General features: G+C 46.6%; 15 protein-coding genes. 5 read left to right on the top strand and 10 right to left on the bottom strand.

The window, feature by feature from the left end; translation table 11 throughout:
* Positions 1–103: 103 nt before the first annotated feature.
* The 5 genes from MKX40_RS04095 to MKX40_RS04075 form a co-directional block, all read right to left on the bottom strand.
* Entirely contained in the window at positions 104–1696 is a 1593-nt protein-coding gene (locus tag MKX40_RS04095) for a response regulator transcription factor (protein WP_339239574.1), read from the bottom strand.
* Positions 1697–1707: 11 nt separating this feature from the next.
* On the bottom strand, positions 1708–3510 hold the full coding sequence (locus MKX40_RS04090; RefSeq protein ID WP_339239571.1) for a sensor histidine kinase: 1803 nt from the start codon (positions 3508–3510) through the stop codon (positions 1708–1710).
* Between the two features lie 194 nt (positions 3511–3704).
* Entirely contained in the window at positions 3705–4553 is an 849-nt protein-coding gene (locus tag MKX40_RS04085) for a GNAT family N-acetyltransferase (protein ID WP_339239569.1), read from the bottom strand.
* Positions 4554–4766: 213 nt separating this feature from the next.
* Entirely contained in the window at positions 4767–6947 is a 2181-nt protein-coding gene (gnpA, locus tag MKX40_RS04080; RefSeq protein WP_339239568.1) for a 1,3-beta-galactosyl-N-acetylhexosamine phosphorylase, read from the bottom strand.
* Between the two features lie 13 nt (positions 6948–6960).
* Positions 6961–7980: a glycoside hydrolase family 88 protein gene (locus tag MKX40_RS04075; RefSeq protein WP_339239566.1), complete on the bottom strand. Its 1020-nt coding sequence runs from the start codon at positions 7978–7980 to the stop codon at positions 6961–6963.
* Between the two features lie 169 nt (positions 7981–8149).
* On the opposite strand from MKX40_RS04075, the gene MKX40_RS04070 reads away from it, so the two are divergent.
* The 3 genes from MKX40_RS04070 to MKX40_RS04060 all read left to right on the top strand — a co-directional run bounded on the left by MKX40_RS04070 (position 8150) and on the right by MKX40_RS04060 (position 13464).
* Positions 8150–9097: an AraC family transcriptional regulator gene (locus tag MKX40_RS04070; protein WP_339239564.1), complete on the top strand. Its 948-nt coding sequence runs from the start codon at positions 8150–8152 to the stop codon at positions 9095–9097.
* Between the two features lie 120 nt (positions 9098–9217).
* On the top strand, positions 9218–12349 hold the full coding sequence (locus MKX40_RS04065) for an ATP-binding protein (RefSeq protein WP_339239561.1): 3132 nt from the start codon (positions 9218–9220) through the stop codon (positions 12347–12349).
* The gene (locus MKX40_RS04060) at positions 12346–13464 is read left to right on the top strand and encodes a response regulator (protein WP_339239559.1); all 1119 of its coding nucleotides are present in this window, start codon (positions 12346–12348) and stop codon (positions 13462–13464) included. The genes MKX40_RS04065 and MKX40_RS04060 overlap by 4 nt, the downstream gene beginning before the upstream one ends.
* Before the next feature lie 171 nt (positions 13465–13635).
* On the opposite strand, the gene MKX40_RS04055 is transcribed toward MKX40_RS04060, so the two are convergent.
* Positions 13636–14817, bottom strand: a complete 1182-nt coding sequence (locus MKX40_RS04055; RefSeq protein WP_339239556.1) for a DUF4317 domain-containing protein — start codon at positions 14815–14817, stop codon at positions 13636–13638.
* 226 nt (positions 14818–15043) lie between these two features.
* Positions 15044–15751 (bottom strand): DNA alkylation repair protein, encoded by a 708-nt coding sequence (locus tag MKX40_RS04050; RefSeq protein WP_339239554.1) that lies wholly within the window; start codon positions 15749–15751, stop codon positions 15044–15046.
* A 385-nt stretch (positions 15752–16136) separates the two neighbouring features.
* On the opposite strand from MKX40_RS04050, the gene MKX40_RS04045 reads away from it, so the two are divergent.
* Positions 16137–17300, top strand: a complete 1164-nt coding sequence (locus MKX40_RS04045; protein WP_339239553.1) for a glycoside hydrolase family 27 protein — start codon at positions 16137–16139, stop codon at positions 17298–17300.
* Positions 17301–17505: 205 nt separating this feature from the next.
* Here the strand turns inward: MKX40_RS04045 and MKX40_RS04040 are convergent, their stop codons facing one another.
* Positions 17506–18315 (bottom strand): AraC family transcriptional regulator, encoded by an 810-nt coding sequence (locus MKX40_RS04040; protein WP_339239552.1) that lies wholly within the window; start codon positions 18313–18315, stop codon positions 17506–17508.
* 114 nt (positions 18316–18429) lie between these two features.
* Between MKX40_RS04040 and MKX40_RS04035 the strand changes: the two genes are divergently transcribed.
* Positions 18430–19965: a carboxylesterase family protein gene (locus MKX40_RS04035; RefSeq protein ID WP_339239551.1), complete on the top strand. Its 1536-nt coding sequence runs from the start codon at positions 18430–18432 to the stop codon at positions 19963–19965.
* Positions 19966–20050: 85 nt separating this feature from the next.
* Here MKX40_RS04035 and MKX40_RS04030 read toward each other — a convergent pair whose 3' ends face one another.
* Together MKX40_RS04030 and MKX40_RS04025 are read right to left on the bottom strand one after the other, a co-directional pair.
* Positions 20051–21394 carry a HAMP domain-containing sensor histidine kinase gene (locus tag MKX40_RS04030; protein WP_339239550.1) on the bottom strand — a complete coding sequence of 448 codons (1344 nt, stop codon included), beginning with the start codon at positions 21392–21394 and terminating at the stop codon, positions 20051–20053.
* Positions 21387–22079 (bottom strand): response regulator transcription factor, encoded by a 693-nt coding sequence (locus MKX40_RS04025; protein WP_339239549.1) that lies wholly within the window; start codon positions 22077–22079, stop codon positions 21387–21389. The genes MKX40_RS04030 and MKX40_RS04025 overlap by 8 nt, the downstream gene beginning before the upstream one ends.
* Positions 22080–22214: the final 135 nt, after the last annotated feature.

Raw genomic sequence — 22214 nt, 5'->3', positions numbered from 1 at the left:
TGACTTAAAATTATCATGCTTCCATGCCCCTCTCAACGGGATAAACTATAGACCGAATCCCACTAATTCCAGTATCTGCGAAAAAAAATATCCCGCCGCTCCGTCAAGGAGTGCAGGATGTTGAATCAATAGAGTACGCAGCATGGGCACTTTTACGATATTGTGCAGGCGTCTCCCCCATGAGTTTCTCGAACCGGCTAATAAAATAATCGGAGTCCCGATATCCCACCATTGTTGCAATCTCATATACTCTTTGATCCGTTCTGCGCAACAGCCGAGCGGCTTCCTCTATTCGCAATTGATTCAAATAATCACTGAAGCTGATCGAGTAATGCTTTTTGAAAATCTGTCCCAGATATGCGCTGTTCATGTAGAACTGCTCTCCCAGTAGCTTCAGGCTGATATTCTCTCTGTAATGCTCGTGAATGAAGGCCTCGATTTTGGCTAATATGCCCATCCCTTTCGACTTTTGCTGCTCCTTCAGCTCCTCTGCGCACATAAGCGAGAACTCACATAAATGTTCAATGTTTTCCTCCATGGATAACATCGCGTAGTTCACCTTCAGAAAAGCCGATTCCATCAGCCCGGAATCTGGAGTGACCGTATCGTTATTCACGAGATCCAGCAAATTGTATGCCAAATAGTGCAGGTGGATTCGGACAATACCAGGCTCTATTCGCTCATCCAGAAAATATTGAAAAATGGCCTTTGCATGGCTGTATAGCTCATCCGTCTGCTGTTCCTCGATAGACTTGACGAGCCCATCAAACAATTGTTTTTCGAATTGACCAGGCCGATTAACAAATAAGTTCGTATCCATAAGCTCGAAATAATAAATGGGCCCACACGTGGTGAAGAAACGTAAGCTTTTCATTATGCCGCAGGATTGATAAGACTCATGCAGCGCCTCCAACCCCTGTACTTCCTTCCCGACATAACAAGCAACCACCGCCCCTTGATCGCGGCTCAACTCGGTATGTAGTTGGGTCAAATAGTGCTCCAAGGTCGCTGCCTTACGTTTCACCATCAGATCCGTAACAATGAGCAGAACCGCATTTTTATCACCTGTAAACGGCTTCAAAACTTGCCCCGGTAAGGGCTCATCCACCCATGCCTCAACCCGAGCGCACCAATCCATTCCCTGTTCTGGAACGCCTTCCACCTCAATCAGAATGCAACGCATTGTGCCAGCATCTTGATAGTGGGGCTGCAGACTCGTAACAGCCTCCTCCTCAGCCACCCCAAGCAAGATTGACTGCATATGCTGGGCCATAATCATTTGATCCTTTTTTTGCTGATAACGCTTCTCTTCTGTCCGTGCGTGAAATGCCTCCCTAAACTCCTCAAGCACCTGTACCAGTTCTGTCTTCACGATAGGCTTGAGAATGTAGTCATTCACCTGATATTTAATTGCCTGCTTGGCATATCCAAACTCATAGAATCCACTAAGCAGAATCAGCTTGATATCACCGTTATATTGCTCATACAAGGTTTGAGCAAGCTGCATGCCGTCCATTTCCGGCATCTTGATGTCGGAAATGACCAGATCCGGCTGCACAGCGCGTATGGCTTCCAATGCCTGCTTGCCATTGGAAGCCTGACCACAAATTTGGAAACCGTAAGACTGCCAATCAATTAACAATTGAAGTCCTTGGCGAATAAATGGCTCATCGTCCACAATCAGCACGTTGATCATATCCTCGCTCCTTATTCTTGGGATGCCAGCATAAGAGGAATTTGAATGCCAATCGTTGTCCCCTTCCCCTTTTCACTGAATATGTGCACCTGAACGAAATCATCAAAATACATCCGTAGCCGAATATATGCATTCATCATGCCAATGCTGCTAAGCTCGCTCATCCGATCCATACTCGGGTCTTGCATCATTTTGCGGAGCGAGGACAGCTTGTCCTGATCCATACCGACGCCGGTGTCTCGAATGGAAATATAGAGCGCATTACTTCGAATTTCGAATAATACCTCCACGACCCCATCATTTGCTGTCCCTTCAATGCCATGGATACAAGCATTCTCCACAAAGGTGAGAACGGTTAGTTTGGGTATCATCATCGCAGCAATGGATTCGTCAGTGATCCTGATTGCAAATTGCAGCTTTTCGCCAAAGCGATACTGCTGAATACTCAGATAACTTTCCACGAAATTGATTTCTTGTGCGATGGTAATCAGATCGTCGCCCCAATTGATCGTCTGACGCAGCAGCAGTGCCAGTCTATGAATGACATCGGAGGTCTCAAGCTCTTGCTTGATCAAACTCCGCATACGGATCGTTTCAAGGGTGTTGAACATAAAATGGGGATTCACCTGACTTTGAAGGGCTTTCAGCTCCGCCTGCTTCTTGGAGAGCTCGAGGGCTTGCCGCTCCACTTGACCCTTAAACACAATCTCAATCAGATTCTTGATCTTGATGACCATCATGTTATAACTATGAGTCAGGCTACCGATCTCGTCCTTGCCCACAGGTCCCGATATCACTTCAAATTTCTCATGCTTCACTTGATCCAGGTGCTTCGCTATCCGATCAACTCTGATGACCAGTGATCTGGATATCAACCAGATCAGCAGTGTGGGCACCAACAGATTAAGAATGATCAGCAAAGTCAAATTAAGCTTGGAATTAACAATCTCCGACAGAACGTCCAATTTCTCCGTGCTGACGAAAATCTGCCAATCCTCGGATACGACGGGAATCGATTGCATGGATTGAACAGGATCAATTGGACTGTTCGCAATCAGATTAAATGGCTGGCGCGTCTGGTTCATTTCGGAATCGTTCGAGAAAATGACCCTGCCATCCGATACGACATATACCTTCCCGTTCGCTCCCTCATTTTTAAGCGATTTGTTGATGAAAGAATAGTCCAGATCAACCTTTAACACCTTTTCAACCTGCTGCTCCCCAAAATAATCCAGCTTGCGAATAATGCTGACTTTGCGTCCTCCCTGACTTTGCGACATCTCTGCCTGCTGCTTGTCAAAATACGAATAGATCATGATATGGTCGCTTGTGTTCATCAGCGCTTGATACCAATCACTTTTCTTCACCTCATCATCCAGCTTAATGAAGTTTCCTCCATTGACGAAGGTATCATTTCCAACATAAAACGTAACTTGATTCACCTGCTGGTAGCTGTAATAGTACCTGACCAGATTGTTGTTGCTAAGCATATCATAGTAGGCAGAGTAATAGTCTTCCTGATCGCGGTACTTGGACTCCATGAATCGATTCAGCGTTCCATCGGTATAGAGAAAATTGGACACATACAAGCTATTATCTATACTGTTTCGCAGGTTGAACTTGATCCTTTGCTGCATTTCATTGAATCGGCTATGCTCCTTCTCCTCAATGTTACCTTTGATGCTTAGGTAAAACACGGTATTTGTGACCAGGACCGGAACCAGCACACAAAAAATGAACAATATGTACAACTTGGTTTTGAGACTCCAATCATCCAGAAACTGAATGCGCTTACAGTGTGTCTTGCGGCTCATGTCTTATCGTTGTCTCCTCTTACATTGACATCCACATTATTATAACGAGTAAGGGAATGATTGGATACTCCAATCCAGGAATTCGGGAGGCCTTTAATTCAACCTCCCGATCGATTGCCCAACAAGACAGATACGAATATCTCACATATTTTCGTATGAATCCGATTTGATCCTACGTCGAGACGACGATCACGTTATAATTTCAGGAGCATTTCATACTGGCCAACATGATACGTAAAACCTGATTTGACCAGGAGGAAATCTACCATCGGTTTGAGATGAGATTCCACATTGAGGACACTGATTATTGGCGATTCTGTGCGCTTGACCATCTCTGTCAGGATGCTACTTGCAATACCTTTGCCCCGATAATTTGGTTTCACTGCAAGCTGTGGAATATCACCTGTTTTTTGATCTATAATGCCATAGCCAACAATTTTGTGATCCTGACGTGCAACTACATAGCTAAAAGCTTCTGGTACAGCGTAGATGGAATCTATTGAATTTTGCCAGGAGGGCTCCACATCCCAAAATTCCTTAAACTGCTCCAAATCAATTCTCTCCACACATTCCACTGTGCAGGCCGTTTTCGGTATGAATTTATCTTTTTCCAGCTGGAAACATGCGAATTCCCTTTGAATTTTGAAGTTTTGTTTACTGTAGAGCTGAACTGCAGATTCGTTGGATTGGATGACTTCCAGCAGATATTGCGCTATATTTTTTTCTTTTAGCAGCTTTTGAATATTCAAGAGCAGATGGCTTGTAACGCCCTGCCGTCTGCATTCTTGTACAACGCCTGTCCCAAGGTCATATGCAGTTGCCTTTCCATTCCAGCTTCGAAGTCCATTGATAACAAATCCGACCATTCTCCCATCTTTAAAGGCTCCCATAGATATTTCGGGGTGATACCCTCTTCGTTGGAGCATTTGTTGAAACTTCCAAAAGGGCAGATCCATTTTAACCTGATAGTCGGAGAACGCATCCACAAACGCTTGGTGAAGTGTTTCCGTGCTTATCTTGTCCAACATTTTATAACTGTACATTAGGGCACTCTCTCCTTTGAAAGGATGAAAACAATAATATATTAGGGCTCATGATCCCTATCCTTATTTAAATATTCTACTAAATAGTTTTAACACGATACAGTAATATCCGTACTATACAATCTGCTTCCTTGAGAGTTTTCAGACACGCCCTAATCACTAAATAGACCGCTCCCTGGTTAAGGGATACGGTCTATTTAATCATTATTTATTCTATGGGGATACCGATTTGGTTAAACCAATTTTGGTGATCACCGTATCATACGGCTCCAATTCCATGGTCTGTTTCCCATGCTCTGTATGGATCGTCGTGGACTGAACCTGATCGCTATTATTGATCACAACCAATATGTTGCTTTCAGGGTAGTAAGCGCACTCGGTATACAAGTTATCCGTGATGTACAATGTTTCATGGAATTCATTGCCCGCAAATCGAATCAAATTCAGAAGTAATCTTGTATTTGCCCAGCTGAATTCGAAGGAAGGCAGGTAGATCCCTTTTCCTTTTCCAAAAGCATGTGTGGACAACGTGATCTGACCATTCGTTTCACTCATTACAGCTGCTGATCCATCAGTAAGATAAATGTTCTTTTTCGGAAGTATGCTGGCCCCCTCAGGCACCAAACCATACTCATCACTAACCTCATAGGACCATTTTCCATGAACAACCCTTGCACCTGTATCCTCATCTACCCCAAGCACATGAGCCATTCTAAAATAGCTGTCGTACCCGTGGGTCGCTGTGGGCTGGTTGATCCCCATAAATGTACCGCCTTCGTACACCCACTGGGTTAGGATGTCTACACATTGGTGGTCTTTCCAGTGCTCTCCACCGCTCCATGCTGAACCCGCAGAACCCGCATTAATGACAACATCCACATCCTTCAATACGCCCTGACGAATATCCTCAAAATCAATAAACTGCACGTCAACAGGTAATCCGGCTAATGCCTCATTCACATGAATCAGATCATGCATATGCGTTTCATGAAAATGACCGGACAAGGTCCACGATCTTAACTTGCCCCAGCTATGCAGAACGGCTACTTTTGTCTTGATCTGATAAGGTTTTCCCTTCTGATGGAGCTCTTTCATTTCCCTGAATTCATGGGCAATCTTCTCAATGTAATCCACAAAATCAGGATAAGGCTCAACCAGATGCAAATACCCACCCAATCCTATCCGATCGATCGGCTCACGCAGCAGCGCACGCCGAATATTAATCCAATATTTCTTTGCATCAAGGGTAGGATCTCCGCCTTCCTTGAAGGTAGGAAGCCCGCCTAAGCCAACCGGGAACAAGTAGGGATGCAATCGAATCTCATGGGTATCAGCCTTAACGCCTGAGCACATTCTAGCCTCATAACCGGAGAACACACATTTGATCATGCCGTCGAATCCAAACTCCTGAAAGCGATCATTGTACGGCTCCATTCCCACCCAGCTGTCATCATAGAAGACATACGCCAGCTTGTTATGCTTGTGCACCATATCAATTAATTTCTTACCGAATTCAATGACAAAATCATTGATAAATGCCATCCAGTCCAGTTTGCGCTGATCCGCAGGCATATGAGTGACCTGATATTTACCGCCATTCACAAAGTCCTCGGCTGAGAGTGAATACCCAAATTTCTGAGCAAATAGATCCAGCGCTCTCGAACTTACCGTGAAATCATAGGAACCCCAATCCGAGAACAGATGGCGGTTCCGCTCATCACTGCCCCAGATCCAGGCGAAATTATAAAATAGCGATGTAAAACGTACAACCGTTGTTTCCGGATGGTTTTGACACCACGTTTCCATCCAATCTAGTAGATACGTTTGCGTTTCCGTATAGATCGGGTCAATCTGCATCAGATGCTCTTTATCCCAATTATTCGTTGTATGATTGTACATGGAGATCTCTTCCCAGATCCGATAGACCATGAAACTTACCGTGTATTTATGCCAGGGAGCAACGCCAGTAATCACTACATTGCCAGATTCCCTTTCATAATTCCATTGTGCTCTTGGTACCTCTTCTCCAGTCGTTCGATCATATACCTGCCAATACTTAAATGCTTCTTTGGAATCATTCACCCTGAATTGTTCAGCAAAAAAATCCTCCATCAGATAGATGGATACATAATCTTGTACAGCGACCTTCGGATTCGTAATGAGAAAACATTGCTGCAGCTTATCCAGATTACGGGATGCCCACTCATTATGATCCCGAATGATGCAAATGGTTGAATAGATGCCATATCCGGCATTAATAATCTCGTCGGACAATTTCGTACCGTCACTATCACGGATCACATCAGCACCCCAGCGATCGGCAAGTTCCAGCGTAAGTGCCTCATAACCGGATTCTCCCGGCAGTGTAAAGGAGCCTTTGGTTAATTTGGACAATTGGGTTCCCTCCCTATCTCAACATATCGGACAGAAAAGCGAGTGCCAGGCCCTGACCCCAGCCTTGAATCCAGTCTTTAGGAATATTGCGATAGCCATCCCGATCCTTCATCACGGCTGTACCGCCAGATACACCAAGCACACGGCCATCTTCGCTAATGTTGTTCAGGATGCCTTCGAGTGCCTTTTGCACATATTTGGTATGCAGTGGGTTGCCGTTATTAATCATTGCCGCTGCAATACCCGCGGAAGCTGATACCTCTTCATACGATTCTACGTCATCCAGCACCGTACGCCACAAGCCGTTCTCGGTCTGTACCAGCTTCAGAGCCGCCAATTGATCGCGAAGAGCACATTCTACATCCATACACTGCGGATACAGATACCAGTCGTTCAATTGCGGTTTCACTTGAGACATCGTATAGGCGCCCCAAGCGTTCGCTCTCCCCCAGTAAAATCCGGACATATGATCCTTGTTGATATTGTTATAGCCGTGATACCACAGACTGCTGCTTGGATCTTGAAGGTACTTGATATGCCAGTAATACTGATTCAGCGCATCCTGAATCATGGCTTCATCCTTTAATTTGCTACCTACACGGAGCAGGAAAAATGCCGCCATAAACAAGGTGTCCGCCCAAGCCTGTTCCGGAAAATCATTGGACACGGATACTGTATGCTGAAGCACATTGTCTCCAAAGCGAAGTGCATAGTTCTGAAGATAATCAACCTTGCTGAGAACAATATCCCAATACTTCTGATCCCCTGTTTCTTCATATAAAGTGATGAGCACATGACCCATGGCACATGTATTTACCGTCCAACTTGGCAGACCCAGCTCGATATATTCGTCTGCCCATTTCACCAGCCTGTCCAGAATCTCTTGGTTGCCTGTCGTCTGATAGGCTCTGGATACACCATAATAGGCCACACCGCCGGGCCAATCCCATGTCATATCCATATCCAGTGTTTTCTTGGTAACATTCTCGATTACGTGAAGAATCTGTTCTCTGTCATATTTCACTTGAAGCATTGTTATTCCCCTCTCCCTGCGCACACACCCCCAAGTGCGCCTTGAGAGGTGTCCGTCCATTTGTAAACGCTTTACTTATTCCATTGTACGCAGTAAAATAGTCTCAATCTAAGCATATTCACAACAAAAGTGCGCAATTTCAATCATTTATACATAGGAGCCCTCGACAATGCCCAAACCGAAGAAACCTGTCATTGAATATCGTCACTACAGCCTGCCCATTGATTTCCCTGTCCTGTTACTCAGTGGAGACCGCTGGAGAATATCCGATATCAAGAGTGAGCATCTTCATTTCCATAACCACATGGAGATTGGCATCTGTTATTCGGATGAGGGGGTCATGGAGATTAAGGGGGAATCTGTACCGTTTCGGGCAGGCGACGTCACGTTCATTCCCCGTTACCTTCCGCATACCACATATAGTTCACCTAATAACGCCAGCCTGTGGGCTTATATCTTTTTTTCACCGGAAGAACTCTTCCGCCATTCACTCAAAACAGCCCAAAACCACATTGAACCGAATCTATGGGCGATTCAGGGAACCAATTGCATTCTGAATAAGGAGCAGCATCCCAAAATTCACTCACTCGCAACATCAATCGTAGAAGAGATTAAGCAGCAGTCCCCCTATTATCGGGAGAGCGCGTACGGCTTATTGATGTCTCTATACATCGAACTGCTTCGACTTCATGCAAGCAACGAGAGCTGGTCAGCCCAGAATCAGGAACGGGAACGAGACCTCCAAGGAGACTTGGTCATCTCACCCGTGCTGGAGTTTATCACCAAAAACTATATGATGCCTGTGACCATCGATTACCTCGCTGATCTGTGTCATCTGAGTACAACGCATTTTCGCCGCAAGTTCCATGAAATTATGGGAACCACACCGCTTGATTTTCTGAACAGTACCCGAATTGAAGAGGCATGCAAGCGATTGAAAAGCACGGACGCCTCCATCCTGTCCATCTCCGAGCAAGTCGGCTTCCGATCCATCTCCAGCTTTAACCGCTGCTTCTTCAAACTGATGGGACAATCACCCAAAGCCTGGCGCAAAGCAGCCCATACAGAAGCACAGTCTGCAAAAGCATCAATACTGGAATTCACGGGGTGGGTATGAAGGATTTTGTCGAAATATGATTGCACCCCCCAGAGATATTCGCTACAATGCCGATAGAATACAAGAGATTTGGTTCGAATCTACCAATGGTTCACACAACCTCTAAAGGAGCAGCATTTCGTGTTATTAAAAATTTCAGGCGTTGTCCTGACGGTTGTAGTTGCTGTTACCGTACTGCTCCTGTCAACAATCAGAGAACCCCAATCTGCGGCTCTTCTTGCCCGTCAAGGTGTTATGGATCTATCGGGCTGGAACCCGGAACAAGACGAGCGGATCAAGCTGGACGGTGAGTGGGAATTTTACTGGAACAAGTTGCTTCCTGTTGAATCTGCAACTCCGAATCAGGTTGGTCCAACAATAGCACCCGATACATATGCAAAGGTTCCCGGTTCATGGAATCGAATTAAAATGGACGGCGAACGACTGCCAACCCACGGCTTCGCCACGTATCGACTGGTGCTCCGAAATGTACCAGTTGAAGGAACGCTCGCTATCAAAAAAATGAACATCCGCTTTGCCAGCGATATCTATATCAATGGTAACAAGCTACTGGAAGACGGACATGCCGTGGAGAAATCAGCGGGATATCGACCGGGAAACTCCCCACAGATCGGCTTCTTTCCTTATCATGGCGGTGACATTGAAATTGTGATCCGGGTGGCTAATTATGATTACACGGACGCTGGCATTCCGGGGCCACTCTTTTTCGGCGAACAAGCAGCCATGCTGAAAAAACATCAAATCAGCACAGCCGTTGAATTCGGCACACTTGCTGTCCTGGCTACCATTTCGATCATATTCCTTATCAGTTACCTGGGGTCTGCGCTCTACCGAAACAGAGACGATTCGCTGCTGCTGCTTGGTCTAATCTGTCTGCTGTATGCGCTCTATAACGGCATGATCAGCGAACGTGTGTTATCCATGGTGAACACGGAAATCTCCTTTAGCACGCTTTATAAATTAAAAGATTTCTGCTCCGTTGCATGCCTGGGTCTGCTGACCTTTTACTTCTACCGATTCAAAACAGGCATCTTGACCAGTCTGCTTACAACGGTAATCCTGATTATCTTCGGAGCTTACTTATGCATGGTCGCGCTCCTGCCTATTTCCATCTACGGGCTGGCTGCACCTTACGTTGTCGTTATGTACACGTTAATGTTGCTCTGGTTGTTATATCAATGCGCATCACAGTTTCTGACGAGTGAGAAGGGTGATCGGCTGTCTACTTTCTTGTGGTATGCGGCTCTCTTAAGCATCATGCTGTACTGTCTGGACATTAACCTCTTCTCCATCTCGCTAAAGGAAAATATGAACATCGGGCAGGTCTCCATTGTCCTGTTCAGCATCCTGATGCTGTTTCTCGCGGTACTTCGGTTCTTCGATGCTTATCGTACAGTCCGTGCGCTCAAAGATCAGTTGCTCTTGCTGGATAAGGTGAAAGATGACTTCCTGTCGAACACCTCGCATGAGCTCAAAACACCGCTGAATGCCATCGTGAACATCAGTGAGAGCCTGCTCAAAGGTGCCGAAGGTCCGCTTACCAACGAACAGGCGCATAACCTGGCGATCGTGACGGGTAGCGGCAGACGATTAACCTACCTGGTCGATGAATTACTGGATTATTCGAAAATGAAACATGGCGACATCCCGCTCCACCGGTCTTCAACCGATCTGTACTCGTTTGTCGAATCGGTCATGCGTATGCACTCCTTCCTGCTTGGCTCGAAAATGGTGGAGCTCGTTAATCGCATCCCGGCTCATTTCCCGCCAATCTATGCGGATGGCAACCGACTGATTCAGATTTTACATAATCTGATCGGTAATGCCGTCAAATTCACGGAAAAAGGTACAGTAAGCATCGAAGCTGCCGTTGTTCATGGCAAAGCGGAAATCCGCATTATCGATACCGGTCGTGGCATCGGCAAGGACAAGCTGGAGCATATCTTCCTGCCATTCGAGCAGGAAGCAGATACAGGACCAGTCGTTGCCGGAGGCACCGGACTTGGACTAAGCATTACACGCAAGCTGGTAGAGCTGCATGGAGGAACCATTCATGCAGAATCGGCACCTGGCATGGGGGCCACGTTCATCCTGACTTTTCCGTTGGCCGATGGCAAAGGTGAGAAACGATCCAACGTCAAGCCAATTACCATAGCTCCTACAAGTCATGGTAATCAGTTACTAAGGTTCGAAGAACCAACGATTGTGGAAGGGCATCTCAACGAATGGATCATCGTTGTGGACGACGACTCGGCTAATTTACAGACCATAGTGAATCTCTTGAAATTGGAAGGCTACAGTTATGCGGTAACCTCACGCTCCCCTTCTGTACTGGATCTGCTCGACCAGCTCCCTGCCGTACATCTGGTCATTGCTGACATTATGATGCCGGACATGTCGGGGTACGAATTGTTGGAACGGATCAGGGAACGTTACTCTCCTTCCGAGCTTCCGGTGCTTATGCTGACGGCAAGTAATAAAGCCAACCAGTTGAAGCTGGCTTTGGAGAAAGGTGCCAATGATTTCGTATCAAAACCGTTTGAATCAGAGGAATTGCTGGCACGGATCGGCGGTTTGACCCGGATGATAACGTCTGTTCAAGCCGCGCGAGATGCCGAGATCTCCTTTTTGCGGTCACAGATGAACCCGCACTTTCTGTATAACGCTCTGAATGCCATTGCCGAATTGTGTGTAGATGCGCCGAATCAGGCAGAACAATTGATTTTGCAATTATCGAGTTACTTAAGGCGCAGTGTGCACTTCAAACATCTGGACTCCAAAACCAGCCTGATGAACGAACTGGAGATGATCGAAGCATACGTTGCCATTGAGCAGGCACGCTTTGGCTCACGGCTGGAGGTCATTATCGATGTGGATGCGGACGTGAACCGAAATATGGATATTTCGCCCCTCACGTTGCAACCCCTGATCGAAAACGCGATTCGGCACGGGCTAATGTCCAGCATTCGCGGTGGTCGCGTCATATTGTCCATTCGTAATCTGAATGATACGGAAACACGTTTCTCTATCGAGGACAACGGAATCGGCATAACCAAGCAAAGAATGGAGGAAATTCGGCAATCCACGGACGGCAGTAACGGCGTGGGAATATGGAATATCTCCAGCCGGTTGAACCTGCTGTATGGCAGACACCTTCAGATGGAAAGTCTGGACGGCGAGGGAACGCGCATTACATTTGATCTTCCTAATCAACGTATTAGCACAGATGGGAACGGGGGTTATGAGACATGATAAAAGTCATCATCGTGGATGATGAGGATCTGTCGCTCAAGCGACTGAATCGTATTTTGACAGAAAGCGGAGAAGTTGAAGTATGTCGTGCGTTTCACGATCCGGAGGAAGCCTGTGAATACGCGGCAGAGAATAGCTTCGATGCAGCATTTCTGGACATTACAATGCCGCGCATTTCGGGTATGCACCTCATTGGTGAATTGCGGAAACATCACCCTTTGCTTCCCATCGTGTTGGTGACCGGATATGAGGAATATGCGGTGCAGGCCTTCGACAAAGAGGTGATCGATTACGTTATTAAACCGGTCACGGCAGAGCGACTGAACCGCAGCATTCAGCGGTTGCAGCAGCAGCTTCACAAATCCGTGACAACGCCAGGGCCAGCGGTGCCAGAACCGAAACTGAACGTTCGTCTGTTTGGTGAATTCACCGTGTTCGGTGGAACCGGAGCAGATAGCCCCATCAAACTTAGAACGCCCAAAACGGAAGAGTTACTCGCCTTCTTGTTGTATACCAAGTCAACCACCCGCGATGCATTGGCTGATACGTTGTGGAAGGACCTCAGTCCGCAGAAGGCCTGGACGAACATCAATTCCACACTGTACTACGTGCGACGTGCCATCGGTGATAACAGTGACGTACCGATCATTCTTAAGGACAGGAATGGTATTCGTATCGACCGGGAAGCGATTAACTGTGATCTGTACGAGTTCGAGGTCTTGTTCCGACAGATGCGTCAGGCTTCGGCACATCGCCCCGAGCTCTTCGAGCGGATGGACACATTGTATACGGGTGAACTCCTGAAAGGAAGGCATTATGAGTGGGCTTTCGCGTGGTCCAGACAGCTGGAACTGGATTTCCTCATGACGATGGAAACCGCTGCCCACTATCACGCGAAGAAAGGCGAGACGTTACGGGCGCTGTATTATTTTGAACGTATCCTCCAGATTGATTCGATTCGGGAAGATATTCATCGTGAGATCATCCTGTTGTATCTGTCGCTTGGACGAAGAACCGAAGCGCAGCCGCAGTATCTTGTTCTGGAGGAACTGCTCAAAGAAGAACTTGGCTCCAGTCCGGCAGCGGAAATCAAGCAACTGTTGCGACAATCATGAAACAGCAAAAAAGCCCATGCCTTGGCATACTGAACTGCTCCTATCGTAGTCTTCTATGGTTTACTACGACAGGGAGCAGTTCGGTGTTCCTTTAGGCTTGGGCTTTTTGCCATAAATGGACGTTCATTCGTCCATAACTGATGATATTACATCATCAGGGTCTAGAATCAATTACTCATTGATAAGTTTTTCTGTATTAAGGGTAAACCCTTCAATCACGACATCTTCGTCCACTTCAATCATGATGCAACGTCTGCCTTGATAGTTCACCTGTTTCACATATCTTAGGTCTTGCGGGCTAACCGAAATCGTAGCAACCTTAGTTTCGATCTTGATGGACTTGGACGTAAACTTCGGCATAACACTGGTCGCTTTCATCTCATAATTCTTGTTATCTACGATCGTTTCGAAGGCACGCTCCACTTTCTCTGTTGTCAGATCTTCCACACCACTTGCGGTCAGTACACGTTCCAGATCTTTATAATCCAGCTTCGGAGGTTCTTCCTCATGGGACTCTTCGTTAATTTCGATAACGCGGTTGATCTCCTCATATACATGTGCAATGGTGGCTGAATCGAGCTGTTCACCGGCCACTTCCTTGACGATATCTTCGAAGATCGCCCGTTCTTCCAGTGCGGTTACGGATCTTTCGCCATTCAGTACATTTTCAACAAAATGTGGGTCCGGGAAATTGGATTTCCCGGTGCAATATAGAACACGATTCACATCGGAGTAGTTGTCCGTCACGCTAGGGTACAGGAACCCTTGCTCTGGCGTGCTTAATTTGATAATCGGATCGACAATAATATTGTATTTGAATTCTCTCTCCACATAGTCAAACAAGAGCGTTTTCCGCTGCTTCTCCGTGGAGTTCACGCTGCACAGAATGAAGGGATGGGCGAACACCTCATTCTTCTCACTCTCTTCCGTGGCTTCGTTTCTAGCCTTGGTCGGCAGATAATACTGTCCACGCACAAACGTAGCAACCATGTCCCGCTCATACTTGGCATCCACCAACATTCGATCCACGAGCAACAGCATGAGATCCTGCCATTCGTCCGGATCACCTGTGACCAAAGCCTGATGAAGCAGTACCTGAGCCGGGTCCTCCGCCGCTTCCTGGAATTTTAACTCAAACAACTTCTGATCCAAATCACCTGTCAGCAGCTTTTTGAAATTGCCCATGTACAGCTCCTGCTTCTCTCTGTCCACCAGTTCGAATGGGTGACGCTCCCAGTGATAGACCTCGTTGGTTTCCTTCGTAATATAGACGTTGAGAATATCGTAAATATTCAGTAGATCGTGATCGAGTTTAAACTGCTTGCGTATATGCGCGACTTCTTTTTTATTCATATTGGATTCGGCAACTCCTTAGATATGTTTCTGGCTTTATTAGTATAAAGGATCGACAGAGAATTTGTTGACTAACTTGTTGCTTGACGGTTAATGGATTTCAGTTACACACGCACGTGATAATCACAACAACACAAATAGGGAGACACTCTTTACATGCATACGAGCACCTCCTGTATGTGTTACATCCCTGATGTTCTAGTCTATCACATTACAGCGATTACGATTAACATCTAACATATTTACGCTTGAACCCTGTCCGCCCTTTTTCCACTGCCTTTTGGATATTCTCAGAGGCATTCAGAAGCTTGCTCTTTGGCATGTCCTTGTTCACTTCGACAGGTCCCACGGCCTTGGCCGTCTCCACCGCCTGATCGTGCAACGGTTGATAGGAAGTTGCAACGGTATACAGGAAGTTGTTCATCGAATATTTCGTTCGTTCCGGAGATTCATGAATCGTCCTTTTCACCCGTTCCAGCATCTCCGTTAGTTTATTCTCAGAAAACTCAGCATCCTTTCGACTGCCGAGCAACCAACAGTAACAGCTCCATCCTGCTGACATTTTCAGCTCATCTCCGCTCGCAATCCACTTATCCGAAACTTCTTGAGCAATATCCGTCTCTGCCAGCGTGACGGCAACGATAAAGTCAGAGATCATGTAAAAATAAGCAGCATCGATCCAACGGTCAAAATCAGCTTCCGTCATCACTTCAGGATCGGCAATCACGCCTGCAAAGTACATCGCATCATAATTTCCCGTCGCGTAGAGTTGCTCTGCCAAAGATTGACCCTTTTTGATCAGCTTCGCCATTGGTTTCATCGCCCCGGTTGCCACGCCAAATAGCGGTTCATGCGCACCATTGGAGATGTAGATTTTTTTCGTTCGTTCTTTACCCAGCGCTTCCAGCTCTTGCATCACTTCATCTAGATTCATTTGGTGACACTCCCCATCCTATAATTTATATATCTGATCATATCAAACAGAATCTTATGTTTAACGAACTACCGATGGAAAATCACACCTTATCCTGTTCGAGCATGATTACCGACCATAGTATTCATAGTATCATTCCCCACAGATTCCTGAAAAGATAGCATAAATTCTGTGCAGATAGACATTTTTCCTTCCTTAAATGCTTCTCCCCACCACTTCTGAATACCTGCCCAAAGTCTGGATTGAAGCAATCATTCCTCTCAGCACAGCTGAGCAACATATGTCCATGTCCAAGCAACGTTAAGCTATGGCAGGAATCATCGCTCATCGTTTATGTTCAGTTTAGTATCGTTAACGAAATTGAGGAGAGGAAGGATGCGAGATCATGAGCAACAATCAAGTATTAGGCTTTGCCCCTGCGCTGGGCTGGAATTCGTGGAATACCTTTACGTGGGATATTAACGAACAATTAATTCGGGAGGTCGCTGATGTGTTTGTATCGGAAGGTTATCTGGCTGCTGGCTACGAGTATATCGTCATTGATGATTGCTGGAGTCTGAAGGAACGGGATGCGGGTGGCAATCTGGTGGCTGACCCGGAGAAATTCCCAAGCGGGATGAAAGCGCTATCAGACTATATCCATGGCAAAGGACTAAAGTTCGGCATGTATTCATGCGTAGGTACGCATACATGTGCCGGTTATCCGGGCAGCTTCGAGCATGAATTCCAGGATGCCGCCCTTTTTGCTGAATGGGGCGTTGATTATTTGAAGTATGATTACTGCTTCAAGCCACGACACATCTCTGGCGAGCTGCTGTACAAACGGATGAGCCTAGCGCTCAAAAACTGCGGTCGCGATATCCTGTTCTCCGCTTGTAACTGGGGAGCCGACGACGTATACGACTGGATTCGGGAATCGGGTGCCCACATGTATCGCTCCACCGGAGATATCCGCGACAATTGGGATTCAGTGAAGGAACTTGCCCTGTCTCAACTCGGAAAACAAAGCTACACCGGCTCCTTCTGCCATAACGACATGGATATGCTAATCGTTGGGATGTACGGTGGAAGCAACAATGACTATATTGGCAGCATCGGCGGATGCAACGACATCGAATATAAAACCCACTTCTCCCTCTGGTCCATGATGGGTTCCCCATTAATGATCGGATGCGACGTGCGCAAGGCTAACCAGATCACCAAAGATATTCTCCTGAATCCTGACCTTCTTGCCATCAATCAGGATGTAGAAGCTCGCGGCGCTTACCGCATTAAACCAGAGCCGCAATGGTTTCACACAGACGATGTCTTTATGCTGGTGAAGGTACTTACAGATGGTGATCTGGCTATTGGCTTCTTCAACCTGAGCGACAGCCAGCGGGAGTTGTCTTTGCAGTTTTGGGATATGGGTCTGCCTTACGCTGCCGGTTATGCTCTGTCGCTGTACGACTGCTGGGAACATAAAGAGCTTGGCGTGTTCCGTGAACGCTTCGCTCCCGTTGTCGCAGCACATGATTGCCTCATCGTCCGGGCCAAACTGGTGAAATAATGGCTCAACATCGCCTATGCACCTCCTGTCAGGTCCCGCTCTCTTCAGACGATGTGGGCATCTATCTCAAATTGATCTCGCGCTCTGCCCAGCAATTTCTGTGCATCGATTGTCTTGGAGTGAAACTGAACTGTGGACGCGAGCCCATTGAAAAGCTGATACGTTATTTCCGCGAGTCCGGGAACTGCGCCCTGTTCCGTTAACGTTATGCCTTCGTCTGGTGCAGCATCATGAACGCTGTTGGTGTATGTGAAGTTGATTTCTTGAATACTTTAGAAAAATATAACGGATCATTGTAGCCGACTGAGTAGGCTACCGATTGAATCGGTAGACCCGACGTCTTCAGCAGCTCACAGGCGCGCTGGATTCGGCAGGAGGTAATATACTCCAGAACAGACTTGCCGGTTGCTCCTTTAAACAGACGAAACAAATAGCTGCGTTCCAGATTGACTGCCTTTACAATCTCCGTGACGGTCAATGTCGGCTTCCAGTAGTTCTGCTCGATGTACTTTCTCGCCAACCAGACATAATCCTTGGCCTCCACCTGCGGCCTCTTTGGATAAAACTCCATATAGTAGGAGAGCAGCAGACGCAAACGTGCATCCGCCCGCAGCAATTCATAGGATGATGCACCTGCGTTCCAGGCAAGGTGATAAAAAGGCTGCAGTGTCTCCGGTGAGATCGTCACTACGGGTTGTACTTCTGAAAGCTGCGTTAGCCCCAGCAACCGTCCGGCATCCTCACCGCTAAACTCCACCCAGACATACTCCCATGGATCTTGCGGGTCTGGATAATAATAAATCTCCTTTTGCGGAAATATGATAAAGCTTTCCCCTGTAACTAACCGAAATACGCGGCCGCCCGTCTCCAGCGTCCCTTGACCGCGGATAATATAATGCAGCGCATAAACGTCACGCACGCCTGGCCCCCATTGATGAGAATTAGCTGGCTTGTGACCACCGCTGATAAAATACAAATTACTGGCTCTGTTACTCTCATGCCAAATCGGATTCAACCTTGATTCCCCCATTTCTACAGCTACCCTGTTCTCGCGTTCGGTTTATCTTAATATCGTTAATCAGATGTTTGTTAACGCTTACAACCTAAATCCAGAGAGGAGATTGTTGTTATGCTTAGAACGGTTACGGTAGAACATGGACAAGTGCAAGGACTGCCTGCGGCGGATCCGCGGATTACCAGCTTCAAGGGAATTCCTTTTGCCGCGCCTCCTGTAGGTGAGAACCGCTGGCGTGCCCCTCAGCCGCAGTCGAACTGGGACGGTGTACTGCAAGCTTTCGATTTTGCCCCTATCTCCATGCAAGCCCCAACAGTCATCGATGATAACAATATCTACACCCGCGAATGGGCAGTTGATCCTGACCTGCCCATGGACGAGGATTGTCTGTATCTGAATGTCTGGACACCCGCCAAGCGTAAGGACGAGAAGTTACCTGTCTTTGTCTGGTACTTTGGCGGAGGCCTACAGGTTGGCCATACGGCCGAAATGGAATTTGATGGCGAGCGAATCGCTCGCAGAGGTATTGTCGTTGTGACGATTAATTATCGACTGAATGCCTTTGGTTTCCTGTGTCATCCCGAGATAAGCGCCGAATCTCCCCATGCACCCGCCAACTTCGGTCATCTCGATCAACAAGCAGGCACGCAGTGGGTCAAACGCAACATTGCCGCCTTTGGCGGTGATCCGGACCAGATCACCATCGGTGGACAGTCGGCAGGCGGAGGAAGTGTACTCAGCCAGATGACCTCTCCGCAAAACAAGGGCTTGTTCCAGCGAGCCGTCATTATGAGCGGCATGGCTACGGAGTTGTACCCGAAAGTCCGCGTGCCTTCTGTCCGTTCCACACTGCGGGATGCAGAGCAGGCCGGGGTTGCATTTTTCGACTTCCTGGGGGTATCTTCCCTTACAGAAGCGAGACAACTGGATGCTGAATTTCTCCGTGACAAAGCACTCGAATACAAAAGCTTCTGGGGAACCGTCATCGACGATCAATTCTGCGCAGGCGATCCGTTTACTCGTTTTGTTCAGCAGGAGCGCGAGGCGATCCCCGTCATGCTGGGGCATACATCTTCCGAATTCTGGACCCGTCCCGCCGCAGCCAATCTGGAAGAACTGAAACAGATGGCTGTGGAGCTATTCGGCGAGGATGCTCCTGCCTTTTTGAAGCTATGTGAGACCGAGACCGGTCAAATCGAGCAGGCTTTGCAACAAGCATCAGTACGCATGATCCAACATGCCATTCTGCTCGCCATCCGCGCGAACAGCGGTCATACGTCTGAGACGCCTCTTTATTATTATAACTTTGACGCCGAGATTCCGGGATGGGACCAGCCGGGAACCTTTCACTCCGTCGATCTGTGGTTTTTCTTCGAGACATTGGCCAAGTGCTGGCGGCCTTTCACGGGCAAGCATTATGATCTGGCCCGCCAGATGTGTAATTATTTATCCAATTTTATTGCTACAGGTGATCCAAACGGTTCGGACTCCACTGGAAAGCTGATGCCTCATTGGATTCCGTGTACTACGGAACAGCCGTATCTTATGGAATTTGGCGATCAGTCTCAATTACAGCAGTCTGAGCCCGGACCGATGCTCTCGTTTCTCATTGAACAATATTTCAAGAAACAGAATGAACCTGTTGTTTGAGACATGAGACTTGCCCTCTCACGATATCGTAAGAGCCATGCGATCGCATGGCTCTTTTTAATACAATAACCCCTCTCTCCTTTCATTATAGATGAGTCTGTGTTGGTTTATTGGAGATGACGGGTAGCGTAATCTGTAGTGAAAACGTATCTTCTTCCTGCGACACCTTCAACGTACCGTTGTGCTGTTCAATCATTTTCTGACAACTAACGAGCCCTATTTCGTTGCTATCTTTCTTTTTACTGACACGTTTAATCTTATTCTTCACCTCAAGAATGACATATTGTTGCTTCAAAGAGATCTGGATATGAACGGGAAACACTGGATCGGCATATTTTCGAATATTTGAAAATAGGTTATCCATTACGCGACGCATGGCGACCAGATTGATTTCCAGTAAAAACGCCTCATCATATGCATCTGTCTGAACCTGCACATCGATATCGTCCAAAATCACTAATTGTTCATCGATGAGTTGATCAATCAGCGCTCTGCCCTCATACCTTTCAAATTCAATTTCCTCTTCTTCCGCGGCAGAAGATACCGTAAAATATTCGAATAATTTGTCCGACAGGACTTTGATCTGATAGGCCTTCTCCCGGCTATTATGAATATACTGCAACAGATCCTCATGTGTCTTATACTTATTGAGCTCTATGATATCCATATATCCTAATAGAATCGTGAGCGGCGTTCGCAAATCATGGGAAATCGCCGTAATCAATTCGCGGTTGGCCATCCTGACCCTCTCCTCGCTGCCCAGCCGCTCCACAAATGATTTCCTCATCTCATCAATACTCTGGGCCAAAGATGACAGTTCATCCTTTCCCAATACCGTAATTGAATAATCCAGATTTCCACCTTCGAGTATTTTGATCTCTTGTTCAAGCAGGCCAATATACGACGTTTTCTTATTAATCATCAGTAGAAAGGAAACGATGAACACGACAGCTGCTATGAAAACACCAATAATGAGAATGAGATTGTAATATTGATACTCATAGAAGCCAACCAAATATATTTGGGCATCCTGATCCGCAAAATGGATGGTGGTGATGGGTATTTTGGAGGGTACAAATTGAGTTAACAGCTCTTCATTCATGGCAGGATCAATCTCCGTGTTGGAAGAGAATATCAATTTATCTTTTGCAAAAATATACAGATTCAAGTAGCGTTCATGACTGATCCAATCAGACAATTGCTCGTGATTTTGTGTTGACACGTTCTGATTGTTCACGAACGCTTCGAATCGTTCAAGCGCATCTTGCTGCCTGTTCTCTACAAAAGTGGATTTGCTTAAGTAACTATCCAATACAGTCTCGCCAACAACTTGTAAAATAACGAAAGTACTTACGGCTATGACCAAAGAAATGACAACCGCCAGAACCAGTTTAATCTTCAGTTTCTTTCCCATTAGTAATCTATTCAATTTTATACCCCTTCCCCCAAACGGTCTTCACATATTTAGGGTTCTGCGGGTCATCCTCCAGTTTGCCTCTCAAATTACGAATATGAACCATCACCGTGTTATTACACGTATAAAAGTAGGGTTGCCCCCAAACACTCTCATATATGTTTTCTGCAGAGAACACCTTTCGTCGCTTCTTAGCCAGCAGCAGCAAAATCTGGTATTCAATTTCAGTTAGAGCAATTTCCTTCTTCCCAACAAACACGGCTTTTGAATCCTGATGGACGGTAAGATCTTTAACGATAATTTGGTCTGTTTCTTCAGTCTTCTCTTTGCCCCGATAAACATAATACCTCCGTAGTAAGGCCTTCACCCTTGAAACGAGTTCTGTATAAGAGAAGGGTTTGGACAAGAAGTCATCACTGCCGGAAGAAAAGGCCAATTGTTTGTCAGAATCCTGCGTTTTCGCCGTGAGAAACAGGATCGGTGCGCTTGTTTGTTCACGAATCTCCAGACATGCCTTCAGGCCCGATTTATTGGGCATCATCATATCCAAGATAATGAGATCCGTCTCTTCGTTTACTTTATCAATCGCATCTTGACCATCTATCGCTTCAATCACTTCATAATTCTCACTCTCTAACAAAATCCTTACAATTTCACGAATTTCGCTGTTATCATCAGCAATTAGAATTTTCTTGCTCATCTGATCCCTCCGTCTAATTTCAGTATAATATGCGCTATTGGCGACTACCAGCAAATACAATCGACTTAAGAATTCTTCAGAAGTTATGTAGGTATCTCTTAATAACTTCGCCTTATACTGTAAATATGTAGAGGT

Source organism: Paenibacillus sp. FSL R5-0517, assembly GCF_037974355.1.
Lineage (GTDB): Bacteria > Bacillota > Bacilli > Paenibacillales > Paenibacillaceae > Paenibacillus.
The sequence above is the reverse complement of the archived record's forward strand: the minus strand, read 5'-3'. Positions and strand labels throughout refer to the sequence as shown.